Below are 13,347 nucleotides of genomic sequence, written 5' to 3'. Positions count from 1 at the left end.
CAACCTTTGCGGAGTCGTTATTGCTGCGTTCTTTGACTACTCAATACGTGTAATGAAACCGTACTTATCAGAGTCGGCTTTGGTCATCCAGTACTCACCGGAAGCTGGGGCAGAATCTAAAGTGAAGATATAGAAGTCGATCCCTTTTTCGCCCATCACCTTTTTAAAATAGGTCGCTTGCTGACGATGACTTTCATTGGTGTATGGGAATTCTTTAGCCGTTTTATCCCCTTCAGCCCAACTATGCACACCCACCTGCTTATTCAGCTCAATAGCCTTGGTAGTATCGGCGCGTTGCAAAATACGTGGGTTACCCGCTGCAAATAAATCCGTGCCTCCCGAGAAAACCGACCCCGTTGGAGTCACAACCGTCGTCATCTTGTTGTTATTGATCATGCGCCCGGTGTACATGTTGATATCATCATCAGCACTACCGCCAATATGGTTGGTGAACTTCAACGTCATCTCACTGCCTCGGTATAGCTTCACGATATCAAAAAGCTGAGAATAGGTTGATGCGCCTAGAGTGGAAGTAATGCGCTCAACAGCGCCAGTCTCGTTGAGCACATCGCGGTAAAAAGCGTTGAAAGCAAACGATGTGGTGATGGTGACCTTATTGCCGTTTTTGGTTTTACTCAGAATCGTAGAGCCCAGGCTCGTCACGTATTGCGACAACTCGTTTTGGTATTCAAGCTTAACAGCAAGCTTTCTATCGCTCGTTGTCGTTTGGATTAACGTCGTATCATTACCAATTGAACGTTGAGCCGTACCACAATCAAACGAATCATAGTAATGGCCTTCACTGTAAATGCCGCAGTTATCAAAGCCTACATCAGGAAAATACAGGTCAACGCTCTGACCTAAGCGACTTGCTAGCCTAACCACTTTTTGCTCATCACTGATGTCTTCAGCAAACTGAATGGTTTCATACTGCACACCATCGTAAGTCAGCTTCATTGCCTCTTGGAGCTCTTCTCGCTCTTGATACAACTTGCCTAATTTCACTGATGAGAATACGTAATCCGCCTGAGGTTTTGCTTGCGCTTTAGTCGCCGCGTTACCAGAACTAGAGCCTGAGTTAGAGCTTGAATTACAGCCAGCTAAAAGAACCAAAGGTAATGCCAGTAGCGTTTTTCTATAACTATTCATGTGATAATTCCCAAAAATGTTTGATGGGAAAATTCTATTATTTAAAGAAGAAAACATCTGTCGTGCGAATGTATGAGAATGTATGTCTTTTTGAACATTGTTTTTTATTTTCGCACAAATTCAAAATCATCATTGAACTGGCGTGGAAAGTGTTTAATCATTCATGTCAGGTATTTTACGTAAAGCATGCAAATTGGAGATGCCACAATAGCTAACCACTAGATAAGGCTCCCTCACGTAATCTCAATGATTGAAACGCACGACAAGGCTGATAATGGAATGACAAAACCTAAAATGATCATCGTGGAAGACGATTTGAAACTTCAGAAAATGTTGCAGGACTACTTTGTCGCGCAAGATTTTGATGTCACGGTATTGGACGATGGCAGTGATGCCGCACAGACTATCCTCGCAGAGCAACCTGACATCGTATTGCTAGATTTGATGCTTCCTGTAACTGATGGACTTACAATCTGCCGACAGACGCGTACGCACTATAAAGGTAAAATCTTGATGCTCACCGCTAGCGATGACGACTTTGATCACGTCGCTGGTTTAGAGACAGGGGCTGATGATTATGTCACCAAGCCAATCAAACCAAGAGTTCTGCTGGCCAGAGTTCGTTCGCTATTACGCCGCCAAGACGCCAATACGGCTTCAGTCGATGACTCAGACAACCTTCAGTTTGATCAACTCGTTCTGAAAAACACCTATAAGAAGTGTGAACTTTCAGGTGCCGTTTTATCACTCACTGACAGTGAATTTGACCTACTTTGGTTATTGGCAAGCAACCCAGATACGCCGTTATCTCGTGACTACTTGACGCAAACATTGCGCGGCATTGAGTACGACGGAATAGACCGCACAATAGATAACAAAGTCGTGCGTCTAAGAAAGATACTGGGCGACGACCACACACCAGCAGAGAAAATTCAGACCATTCGCGGTAAAGGCTACTTGTTTGTTTCAACCGCCTGGCATTAACCTCGCTCAATACGAGCGTAATGAAAGAGAGCGATTATGCGACGTATCTTTTTGGAGTCCCTATTAGGGCTGTTAGTTTGCTTTATGGGCGGCCTTGTCGCCTACGAAATCTGTGTCTATCAGCTCAATACCGACTACGAATATGTTCTGCAAGATTATGAAGCGACAGCCCACCAGCAACTCATAGAAAACATCGCAAAAAATCAGGGGCTTGAAGCGGCTCAACAAGCAATGAACCAGTTTGTCGAAACCACTCGCAATAAACTGGTGACGTTCAACCCAAAAGATGAAATACCAGACTCAGTTTCAGAGTTCTTCAGTACCAACCCAAATACCTTTATCTTTCATGATGATGAACGTGATCTATGGTTTCGCTTAGCAAGCAGTGAAAATACCTATCATTACCTCCCCAACAGTGAAGCGTTCGTTAGGCAAAAAATAGAGTTGGAAGATGACCTCATTTGGCTGTTCTTCCTAGCCAGCTTTATCTTATATGGCTTATGCCACCTATTTATCATCTTCCGCCGAGTTAAGAAGCTTGAATCGGCGACTCTCGCCTTTGCAGAAGGGGATCTCTCTTCACGAGCCGAGACCTCAAGCGGCATTGCAATCGGCTCACTCAACAAATCCTTCAACCTAATGGCCGACCGCATTCACCGCTTGATTGAGAGTAATCGCTCACTCACCAATGCCGTCGCTCATGAACTGCGCACGCCAATATTTCGTATCCAATGGCAAGCTGAAATGCTCAAAGACACGCCACTCAACGAGTCTCAGCAAGAGACTGTAGAGAGCATTGTGGAAGATACGGAAGAGATGGAGAAGATGGTCGATGAGCTATTGTGTTACGCCAAACTGGATAGCTGTGACCTCGAAAATCTACAACAACCATTAGAGATAAGAGACCTTCTCGAACACGCGATGACGCGTTGGAACAAGGATACTCAGCTCAACATCGACCTATCACTGCCAGAGCAACCTAGCTCGATACTGGCGGATGAAATACTGCTCAACCGCGCCCTAGATAACCTCGTCCGTAACGCCATGAAATTCGCACGCTCTCAAGTGTTGATTGAAGCCAGCGTTCATCAAGAACAGCTACAGATTGCGGTACATGATGATGGTGATGGTGTGGCTCAAGAGCATCAGGCTCGCCTGTTTGAACCGTTTTACGTTGGCGACAAAGCGCGTAACAAAGCCAAGAGCGGCCATGGTTTAGGGCTTTCTATCGTCGAGAAGATCTGTGCTCAACACAACGCAACCGTGGAAGTGGGTCAAAGCCAAGCCTTAAAGGGTGCGGTATTCACCATAACCATTCAGCTATGTAATGATTCAACTGACAAACCCATACAGTAACTACAAAACACCTCTGGAATAATGTTCAACATCGGTCGGGAGATACTGTCTCCCATGAACTTATTGAATCTAGATAATCATGACACTGCCTTTGGGGCTTGCCATCTCGATTCCAATCATTCTTAAGGTATTTTTATGAAAAAGTTATTAGTTGTTTTAGGCATTGTTTCTCTAGCAGGTTGTTCAGGTATCAGCCACAACGAAGAAGTTTACACAGCGCACGCTGAGAGCTTCAACATCGTCGGTTTCCAAGTTCCTGGTAACACACAAGATCGTGCAATGGAATTAGTACCTGAAGGCGCTACGGTTGAGACTATTCGCTCTACAAACTCTGACACAAGCTCTGTTCTGGGTATCATCAACCGTATTATCGGTATCGACTACGTTCAAGTTGGCGGTAAGAAGCAGTAATTCGTTAAAAAACAATAGTTCGTTAGAAAGTAATAGCTCGTTAAAAAGCAGTAATTTGCTAAAGCTTGCATGCCTTTAAACGCTAGCCTGTACAAACTAAGTTCATCTAAGCCAGTGACCTCGTCACTGGCTTTTTTCATCCAGCCGTTTTTGTGCTCTGTGCCAAATAAATTCCTAATTACCCTGCCCTCATATAAGTAACAATTCTAAAAATAAGCCCAAAAACCTTCAATTTCTTATCAAAATGGCCCTTAAATTCGCTTAATTACCTTCCGCTTAAACTGACACGCCCAAATCGTTGATCCTTCTATCAGCCCAAAATCCGTTAATTGAGGCACAGATCAATTTACCCAGAAATCTTAATTTCCATAAAAAAATAACACTTAATAAAAGTGTCATGATTTTATAAATAAAACCTATGAGTGCGTTCAAAAATAAACAGAAACGATAACTATCTGTAAATACGAGAAATATAAGTTTCATGAATAAAAGAGATCATTGCCATGCTACTAATTAATCAGATCGAATGATGTAAATTCGTTGTGATAATTTTGTTACGTTTTCATGGATTTTACATGGAAAGAGAAAATAACAATGAAAATGAAAAAGCGTTTAGTTGCCGTTGCTATAGCGAGTGCTATGTCTTTATCAGTGCATGCAAGTGAATCCGTTAACATCGATCAACCGATCAACTTTACTAGCTTTTCTGGGTTGAACACGCAGTTAGGTGTCAGTAACGCCTCTAGCTTTAAGATGGTGAAGGAAGTTAACCTCAAAAAGCGTGGTATCTACAAAGTTAAGATCCAACAGAACATCTGGGGAACACCCGTTTGGGGGCATTACCTAAACGCCACTCAAAGTGTACAAGGTGGCGCGCTTAAATCAGTTCAAGGCAGCTACCTTAAAACGACGACCCTAGAGCGATCGTTTGTTAAGCCATCAATCAACAGCTCCCAAGCCGTTGAGCTTGCGAGTAAAGATCTCAAGGTTCAGGGCTTAACCAGCAAATCTTTAGACAACGTACAACATGAGCTGTTTATTTATCAGGGCACATCTAACCAAGGAGCCGATAAACAAGGCATTGGTACACAAGGGGCAGATAAAACACGCCTAGTCTACGTTATCTCTTATCTCGTTGAAGGCAGCGAACAGCCGACTCGACCATTCACCATGCTAGACGCGCATACCGGCGAAGTTATCGACCGTTGGGAAGGTATTGCTCACGCACAGATCGGTACAGGTCCCGGTGGTAATGAAAAAACAGGCATGTACGAGTACGGTACCGACTACCACTATCTTGATGTGGTAGAAAATGGCACAGAGTGTGTGATGGAATCGGAAAATGTTGTCACCGTTGACCTAAATGGCGCGACAGACGGCGACACCACTTACAGCTACGAATGTCCTCGTAACGAACATAAAGAAGTGAACGGAGCCTTCTCTCCACTCAACGATGCGCACTACTTCGGTAACATCGTGTTCGACATGTATAAGAACTGGTTCGACACTGCACCACTCTCTTTCAAACTCATGATGCGTGTTCACTATGGTAACAACTACGAGAACGCATTCTGGGATGGCAAGGCAATGACATTCGGAGATGGTGAAAGCTTCTTCTATCCACTTGTTAGCCTAGATGTGTCAGCGCATGAAGTGAGCCACGGTTTCACAGAACAAAACTCAGGTTTGATTTACGCGAACCAATCCGGTGGTATGAACGAAGCTTTCTCTGATATGGCAGGTGAAGCGGCAGAATACTACATGAAAGGCACCAACGACTGGATGGTCGGCCGTAATATCTTTAAAGGCGATGGCGCTCTGCGTTACATGGACGATCCATCACGAGATGGTTCTTCAATCAACAACGCATCTGAGTATTACGATGGTTTGAACGTGCACTACAGCTCTGGTGTGTTCAACAAGGCCTTCTACCACCTTGCAACCACACAAGGCTGGGATACTAAAAAAGCGTTCGAGCTTTTCGTGCTATCCAACCAAATCTACTGGTCGGAAAACAGTGACTTCTGGCAGGGTGCTTGTGGCGTGAAAAACTCAGCAAACGACCTTGGCTACAATGCCGATGACGTTGTTTCTGCGTTCGCTCTTGTAGGTGTTACCCCATGTGCAGAGCCACCACTGCCGCCAGAACCGGAATACCAACGCCTTGAGAATGGTGTTGAAGCCGCAGTTGCTGGTGAAACAGGCTCAAAAACTTACTTCGATATCGAAGTACCAGAAGGCCAAGACAAGCTAACGATTGATCTTGCTGTGTCTACTGGTGATCCGGATATGTATGTCGGTCTAGATTATGCGCCAAGCTCTCAAGAGAATATCTGTAAGAGTGAAAGCGTAACCGATGAAGTATGTGTGATTGAAAACCCAACAGCTGGTCGCTACACGGTGAACATTCTGGGTTACTCAGATTACGCAGGTGCAAATCTGAAAGCATCATACGAATCAGGCAATGCTAACGTACCGCCAGTTTCTTCTTTCGAACACACCATTGTCGGCAAAGAAGTAGAACTGCGCAGCACAAGTTCGGACAGCGATGGTCAGATCGTCTCTTACCAATGGAACCTTGGCGATGGCAACACACAAACCGGTGAAGTGACTCGTTATACCTACGCTGAAGCTGGCGACTACGTGGTGACTCTAACCGTAACTGACGATGCAGGCGTTGCAACATCAACAAACAAGTCGATCACGATTGAAGGTGACTCAGCGGAAGGCTTCCCACTAAAGCTGAAGTTTGGTAACAAAAACCCGAATGGCAAAGCTCGCGTTAAGCTGGCATGGGATTACGACACCAACGACTACTTCGTGATTAAGCGTAATGGCAAGAATGTTGGTGCTACAGACTTCAACTCATACGTCGACAAGTTCCGTCACAATGGCACAGTGGATGTGGAGTACCAAGTGTGTACCTCAAGCGATATCTGTTCAGAAACCAAGCACTACCGTTTCATTAAAGCACAGTAATCAATAGCAAATTCAGGGCTCCGAAAGGGGCCCTTTTCGCGGTTAACTGTTCAGAAAATGAAACATCTACACAAAAACATCCACGCATTACACAAAAATCACCCCCATCAACATAACAATACTCACCATAAAAAGGACGACAAATGGCTATTCAAAAAAGCATGCTAGCTTTGGCTGTACTCGGAGGTTCTTTAGCCTTAATCAACAGTACTTCGGCTTACGCATCCCTAGGCATCACACCACCAGCGAACCAAGAAGTTTGGATCACCACCGATGCTGACGCACAGCATATAATGACTCAGCATGGCGCAACGGTTTATCCAAGCGTGACTGGAAACAAGCACTCCATCGTCGCGAAAATCAACCAGAAAGAGCTGGCGAAACTATCCAGCCACATGCATGAAGAAACTCACCGTTGTGGTGGCTACATGGTGCACGAAGACAAAGCGAGTGCATTCAAAGCCGCAGCAATGCCACTGACAATGAACACCTTCGAAAAGCCGGTGATCAGCCATCAAGACACAGTGAATGACCTACTCGCTCAGGTCGAGCCGAACAACATGGTCACGACCATTGAAAATCTAACCAACTTCACCAACCGTTTTTATACTACTTCTACTGGTGTCGCTGCTTCAGATTGGCTTTTAGAGCGTTGGGAAACCGAGATTAAAGATGTACCGTACGCATCTGCACGCCAGATCACGCATGCCGAATATCCACAAAAATCCGTTGAAGTGACACTACTTGGCGCTAAATATCCTGAAGAGATCGTCGTTGTTGGTGGACACCTTGATTCGACCGTTGGATCTTGGACAAGCGAAGGCACCATCTCACCGGGAGCCGATGATGATGCGTCTGGCATTGCAACGGTAACAGAGTCGCTTCGCCTGATGATAGCGAGCGGCATTCAGCCAGACAAAACCATCAAGTTCTATGGCTATGCTGCAGAAGAAGTAGGGCTGCGCGGCTCACAAGATGTCGCCAACGCTTTAAGAGATGAGCAAGCAAGCGTTGTGTCAGTATTGCAATTAGACATGACCAACTACAACGGTTCAGCGCACGATATCACCTTCATCACAGACTATACCGACAGTAACTTAACCGCCTACTTGAGCGAGCTGATCGACACTTACGCTAGTGAGATCAGTTACGGTTTCGATGATTGTGGCTATGCCTGTTCTGACCACGCCTCTTGGCACAATGTTGGCTACCCAGCTGCCATGCCATTCGAGAGCATGTTCAATGATTACAACCCAAGTATTCATACCCAGCACGACACGCTTGAGAACTCAGATCCTACGGCGACACACGCGACCAAGTTCGCCAAACTGGCCATTGCTTACCTTGTCGAAACCAGCCTTGATTCGCCCGTTGCAGGGCCAACAGAGCTTCAATATGACGTCCCTGTAGAAGGGCTATCCGCTGGTTACGGTGAAGAGCAATTCTTTACCGTAACAACGGAGTACTCTGGTCAGTTAACCGTAACCATGACAGGCCCTCGTAGTGGCGATGCCGACCTTTACGTGAAACACAATGGCACCGTATCGAAAGCAAGCTACGATTGTCGTCCATATCAGAACAGCAGCAACGAACAGTGTGTATTAGACATGCCTGCGGGGGAATTCAACATCATGGTGCGCGGCTACCGTAACTTTAACGATGTCACCATCGTCGCTAACTTTGTGCCGGATTGGCTGTAAGGTTGGTTATTTACTAACAATTAATCCGGGCAAAAACGGCAAAAACTAAAAATCCGCGAGTTCGATCCTAAATAGAATTGAGCTCGCGGATTTTTTATTGTCTTAGGAGAAATATTCGATCAATGATCTTCCGTTATCATCACGCCGTCTTTTTCATCACCTTAGTACAAATATACTCACCAATCGGCATTGCTGATGTCGCTGCCGGCGATGGCGCGTTACATACATGCAAGCTTCTTGGGCTTTCGGCAAACAGGAAATCATGAACCAAGGTGCCATCTTTGAGGACCGCTTGGGCACGAATGCCTGCTGGGTATGGTTTGAAATCTGACACCGTAATGCTCGGGCAATATTTGTTCACTAGCTTTAGATAGCCCGGCTTCCACCACGAGTTTTTAAACTCGACCAAACCGGTTTTTAGATTATTCGCAGTCACTTTCCAAAAGCCCGCAAAACTCAGCATCTGCCAAGTGTCCTTGAAACTAAAGTTAAGCTTGCCATAACCTTCTCGCTTCCAGCCTTGAACTGCATTTGGCCCTACTGTTACGGAGCCATCAATCATGCGTGTTAAATGCACGCCCAAGAATGGCAGTTCTGGGTCAGGGATCGGATAGATAAGATGATTCACCACTTGGTTGTGTTTGGCGTCCAACTGATAATATTCACCGCGATATGGGACGATTTGGAAGTCGGTTTCAATGCCAAGCATGCTGGTCATTCTGTCGGCCATCAAACCAGAGCAAGTGATCAAGAATCGGCTGTTCAGTTGTAGAGTCTGACCATCGACTTTGCACGTTAACTGCACCTCATCTTCTTGCTCATCGGCTAAAATCACTTCAGTGCCAAGGCTGAGCTTACCACCCGCTTCAACAAACTCTTGAGCCATTACTTCGGTGACTTTTTTGTAGTCGACGATACTGGTGGTTTTGACATAAATCGCGCCCAAGCCCGTGATGTTTGGCTCGGCTAGTTTGAGCTGCGCTTGGTCCAACAAATCGACATCAATGTCGTTATCATGGCAACGCTGATAGAGCGCGTTCATTCGCTCGACTTCCTGCTCATTGGTCGCGACCAACAGCTTGCCACAGTTTTCGACAGGGATATCGTGTTGGCTGCAAAAAGCGATGGTTCGCTCTACGCCACGCTTACAGAAATCCGCCTTTAAACTGCCCGGAGCGTAGTAAACGCCAGCGTGAATCACACCACTATTATGGCCAGTTTGGTGCTGCGCGAAGCCACGCTCCTTTTCGACTAAAAGGATACTTTTATCAGGGTGAGCTTGCTGTAATTGCCATGCCGTCGACACACCAACAATGCCACCACCAACGATAATATAGTCGTATGTTGAGTTCATAATATTCCTACATTCATCCTTTAATTATAGGGAAGACGCGACAGTGTCAGGTTCCGTTTGAGGCAACGATTCTTGCTCTTCTTCCGATTCCTTTTTCACTTGATTAGCATCATATTGACGAGCCGTGTGAATAAAAAGACCAACGAAAAGTGCTACGCACACTAGGCGAATCACGACGGAAATATCAGGCCAAACCAATGCCACACCCAGCACGATTAACACAACACGAGTCAGCAGATTAATTTTACTTTCTAGATAGCCTTCAATCGCAGCAACAAACGCGTAAGTACCAATAATAGCAAAAGCACCCGTGACCAAAACGGAGGTCACATCCCAACTTACCAAGTTAGTGTAGGCAATCAACAATGGCACTAAGTACAAGCCTTTTGCGATCTTCCATGCCATTAATCCGGTTCTCATTGGTGGCGTTTTAGCAATAGTCGCGGCGGCAAATGCGGTTAAACAAACAGGTGGTGTCACGTTGCTGTCTTGCGATAACCAGAAGATGATCAAGTGTGCAGAAAGCAGTGCAAGACTGATCGCTTCCAAGCCTAAGCTTTGCTCAAGTAGGGTTTCCACGAAATCAGCAGGGACTAACGCAATCATCTCTTTGGCTGTTTCGAGTGCCATTGGCGCATTCAGTAAGTCTAATTTTTCTGGCGCCGCCAACATGAAGATGGCTTTCGCCTGTTCAGGTAACTGACCCGAAACCAGCAGATCGAGCAACTGGCTTTCAGCAATCAGTTTGTATAAGGCTGGAGCAGACAGAGTACCCAACACGATGTAAGCCGCGGTTACTGGCAAGCCCATACCCAGAATCAAAGATGCCAGTGCGATTAAGGCTATCATCACCAACAAGTCGCCGTTCGCCCAGCTGTTGATCATCAACGAGAAGGTGTTACCAATTCCGGTCGTGCTGATCACGTTGATAACTAGGCCAATGCCCACCAACAACACCGCTGTGGTCGCCATGTTTTTTGCGCCTTGAGAAAGTGCTTCGATGATCGCCTTTGGTCCCATTTTGTGATTTTTAGAGAACCATGAAGCCACGACGACAGACAGAATCGAGATACCCGCTGCGTAAGTCGGCGTGAAGCCCTTCACCAACAGAGTCACCAACACCGCTAATGGGATCAGGTTGTGCCAGCCCGACAGCAATACCTTCAATAGAGGTTCACAACCAGAAGTGACTTTTTGCACGCCACTGCGTTTTGCTTCTATACGCACGAAAAATGCCACAGACAAAAAGTAGATAAGCGCAGGTAAGAAGGAAACCGCAATGATGTCGACATAAGGAATCTGCGTGTAAGACGCCATGATAAACGCACCCGCACCCATCACTGGTGGCATCAACTGCCCGCCCGTCGATGCAGCCGCTTCAACACCTGCCGCGAAACGCGAAGGGAAGCCTGCCTTTTGCATTAAGGGAATACTGATAACGCCCGTCGATACCGTGTTTGCTACGCTCGAACCAGACACTGAACCCATCAAGCCAGAACCAATCACAGCAATGAAACCGGGGCCACCAATCACTTTGCCCGCCGCTGCGCGAGACACATCAATGATGTAATCACCGACACCCGAGCGTACTAAGAAAGCACCAAATAGGATGAACATAAACACGAAGGTCCAGCTGATTCTTGAGATCGAACCGAACATTCCTTCGGATGAGTAAAAGCTTCGGTAAAGCAGTGTTTCAAGGCTCAAACCCGGGAAATGGAAGATGCCGCTGGTCCATTGTCCCCAAAGCACTACATAGCTCAAACACACCAAGATAAGAACCGGAATAAACCATCCCATGGTGCGACGAATCAGCTCAATAACGATAGCAATCGCCAAGATAGAGAAGAACCAATCACTGGCGATAAACTTCACGCCTCGCTCATACAATGCGTCTTCCGCAAAGGGAATGTAGATAAGGCAAGCCAGAGCCGCCAAAGCGATTCCGATATCCACTGCCAAAGCAATTTTGCTTTTTTTCAGTGAGATATGGGCGGGATACCAAAGTGCACAAATGATCGCAAAGCCAGCAAAGTGGGTCGCTGAGATCCAAAGCTCTGGCAAAGTAGATAAGGTGTTAAACCAAATGTGTAACAGCGAGAGGATCACTCCCATTGTCGTTATCGCTTTGCCCACCCACGGAAAATCCGTTCGGGTCGGCAGTTCAAATTTTTTCAGTTCCTGCTGCAGCGAATCGCTCATAGAAAACTCCTGCTCTCCGCAGCAAACACGAAGAGAAAATCCATAAAGTGAGGAGGTGCACGAACACATTCTTGAGCGAACGTGCACCAAGCAATTAAGTCACGAAGGGGTTAGTTGATGGCAACAAACAGTTAGCTCACGAACCAAAAGTTACCTGACAACAGATAAGCTAGTTAACGATCAACTCAGAAGGAACATCGATGCCCACTTCTTGGTAGTAACGTGCAGCGCCCGGGTGAAGTGGAACAGGCAGACCTGCGATCCCTTTCTCGAGTGCCATTGCTTTGGTTGCTTTGTGGATACCTTGTAGGAAAGGTAGGTTTTCATAAATAGCTTTGGTCAGCTGGTACACGTCTTCTTCAGAAATGTCTTCACGAACCGCTAGGAAGTTGGGTTGAGCGATAGTGGTGATCGGCTTATCAACACCTGGATAAGTGTTTGCAGGGATCTCATATTTAGTCCAGATATTGTAATCACCGTTCGCTTGTTTGATTTGCGCATCGGTAAATGACAGGATTTGAATGTCTTCACCCAAGGCTGCAAACGCTTGAGTTACCGCGCCAACAGGCACGCCAGCAGGCGTATTCATACCATCGATGGTGCCATTTTGTAGTGCGCTGGCACTGCCGCCGTAACCCATAAAGGCGAGTTTAAATTGTTCTGGGTTAACCGACAGGCCTTGCATGATTTGGCGTCCTGAATTCTCTGTACCTGAGTTCTTCTTACCGATAGAGAATTTTTTGCCGTTTAGATTTTCTAAATCACTCATGGTGCCCGTTTCTGTCAGATCAGAACGCACAATAAAGTGCTCAACGTTTTGCCATAGCATAGAGACTGAACGCAGTTGTTTTTGACTGCCTGACTTCTCATATGGACCAAGCCCTTGCCATGCCCATGCGCCATACAAACCTTGCAGAATGGCAAACTGTGCTTCGTTCTCATTGAGAAGTTTCACGTTTTCGCCCGATCCCGCTGAGCTGATAGCTGCCAAAGAAAAGTGCTGCTTTGGCGCAAGCTTAACTTTACTCAATGTCGCTAAAGCCACACCCACTGGATAGTAAGTACCACCCGTTGAGGCCGTCGCTAAAATGTAGCTGCGATCTTCTTGAGCTGAGGCATTGCTGATAAGGCCGATAGAGGCCATTGCGATTGCTAAAGTTTTAACTAGCTTGTTGTATTTCATTATTACTCTCCATGTAGAGTTATTCACGT

General features: G+C 46.2%; 9 protein-coding genes. 5 read left to right on the top strand and 4 right to left on the bottom strand.

Annotation, left to right across the window (positions count from 1 at the left end; all coding sequences use genetic code 11):
• Positions 1-36: 36 nt before the first annotated feature.
• Entirely contained in the window at positions 37-1,149 is a 1,113-nt protein-coding gene (locus QUF19_RS20650) for an alpha/beta hydrolase (protein WP_286302892.1), read from the bottom strand.
• A 279-nt stretch (positions 1,150-1,428) separates the two neighbouring features.
• Between QUF19_RS20650 and QUF19_RS20645 the strand changes: the two genes are divergently transcribed.
• The 5 genes from QUF19_RS20645 (at position 1,429) to QUF19_RS20625 (ending at position 8,579) form a co-directional block, all read left to right on the top strand.
• A complete protein-coding gene (locus tag QUF19_RS20645; protein WP_017088801.1) occupies positions 1,429-2,133 on the top strand; it encodes a response regulator in 705 nt (234 codons plus the stop codon).
• A gap of 36 nt (positions 2,134-2,169) precedes the next feature.
• Positions 2,170-3,489 carry a sensor histidine kinase gene (locus QUF19_RS20640; protein WP_286302888.1) on the top strand — a complete coding sequence of 440 codons (1,320 nt, stop codon included), beginning with the start codon at positions 2,170-2,172 and terminating at the stop codon, positions 3,487-3,489.
• A gap of 135 nt (positions 3,490-3,624) precedes the next feature.
• A complete protein-coding gene (locus QUF19_RS20635; RefSeq protein WP_017632032.1) occupies positions 3,625-3,900 on the top strand; it encodes a hypothetical protein in 276 nt (91 codons plus the stop codon).
• Between the two features lie 594 nt (positions 3,901-4,494).
• Positions 4,495-6,879: a M4 family metallopeptidase gene (locus QUF19_RS20630; RefSeq protein WP_286302882.1), complete on the top strand. Its 2,385-nt coding sequence runs from the start codon at positions 4,495-4,497 to the stop codon at positions 6,877-6,879.
• A 143-nt stretch (positions 6,880-7,022) separates the two neighbouring features.
• Complete coding sequence (locus tag QUF19_RS20625) at positions 7,023-8,579, top strand: M28 family metallopeptidase (RefSeq protein WP_286302880.1); 1,557 nt, start codon at positions 7,023-7,025, stop codon at positions 8,577-8,579.
• A gap of 139 nt (positions 8,580-8,718) precedes the next feature.
• On the opposite strand, the gene lhgO is transcribed toward QUF19_RS20625, so the two are convergent.
• From lhgO to QUF19_RS20610, 3 genes are all read right to left on the bottom strand, one after another.
• The gene (lhgO, locus tag QUF19_RS20620) at positions 8,719-9,933 is read right to left on the bottom strand and encodes an L-2-hydroxyglutarate oxidase (protein WP_260811156.1); all 1,215 of its coding nucleotides are present in this window, start codon (positions 9,931-9,933) and stop codon (positions 8,719-8,721) included.
• Between the two features lie 24 nt (positions 9,934-9,957).
• Positions 9,958-12,135: a TRAP transporter permease gene (locus tag QUF19_RS20615; protein ID WP_286302874.1), complete on the bottom strand. Its 2,178-nt coding sequence runs from the start codon at positions 12,133-12,135 to the stop codon at positions 9,958-9,960.
• A gap of 169 nt (positions 12,136-12,304) precedes the next feature.
• Positions 12,305-13,318, bottom strand: a complete 1,014-nt coding sequence (locus QUF19_RS20610; RefSeq protein ID WP_048610053.1) for a TAXI family TRAP transporter solute-binding subunit — start codon at positions 13,316-13,318, stop codon at positions 12,305-12,307.
• Positions 13,319-13,347 lie beyond the last annotated feature (29 nt).

The sequence above is a fragment of the Vibrio sp. FE10 genome (assembly GCF_030297155.1).
In the GTDB taxonomy this organism is placed as follows: Bacteria; Pseudomonadota; Gammaproteobacteria; order Enterobacterales; family Vibrionaceae; genus Vibrio; species Vibrio apostichopi.
Note: the sequence above shows the minus strand (reverse complement) of the source record. Positions and strands in the feature narration are given on the sequence as shown.

Excerpts from the sequence above, each read along its gene's own strand:
- QUF19_RS20630 (WP_286302882.1), top strand. The coding sequence starts at position 4,495 with ATGAAAATGAAAAAGCGTTTAGTTGCCGTTGCTATAGCGAGTGCTATG.
- QUF19_RS20635 (WP_017632032.1), top strand. The coding sequence starts at position 3,625 with ATGAAAAAGTTATTAGTTGTTTTAGGCATTGTTTCTCTAGCAGGTTGT.
- QUF19_RS20615 (WP_286302874.1), bottom strand. The coding sequence starts at position 12,135 with ATGAGCGATTCGCTGCAGCAGGAACTGAAAAAATTTGAACTGCCGACC.
- QUF19_RS20650 (WP_286302892.1), bottom strand. The coding sequence starts at position 1,149 with ATGAATAGTTATAGAAAAACGCTACTGGCATTACCTTTGGTTCTTTTA.
- lhgO (WP_260811156.1), bottom strand. The coding sequence starts at position 9,933 with ATGAACTCAACATACGACTATATTATCGTTGGTGGTGGCATTGTTGGT.
- QUF19_RS20625 (WP_286302880.1), top strand. The coding sequence starts at position 7,023 with ATGGCTATTCAAAAAAGCATGCTAGCTTTGGCTGTACTCGGAGGTTCT.
- QUF19_RS20610 (WP_048610053.1), bottom strand. The coding sequence starts at position 13,318 with ATGAAATACAACAAGCTAGTTAAAACTTTAGCAATCGCAATGGCCTCT.
- QUF19_RS20645 (WP_017088801.1), top strand. The coding sequence starts at position 1,429 with ATGACAAAACCTAAAATGATCATCGTGGAAGACGATTTGAAACTTCAG.
- QUF19_RS20640 (WP_286302888.1), top strand. The coding sequence starts at position 2,170 with ATGCGACGTATCTTTTTGGAGTCCCTATTAGGGCTGTTAGTTTGCTTT.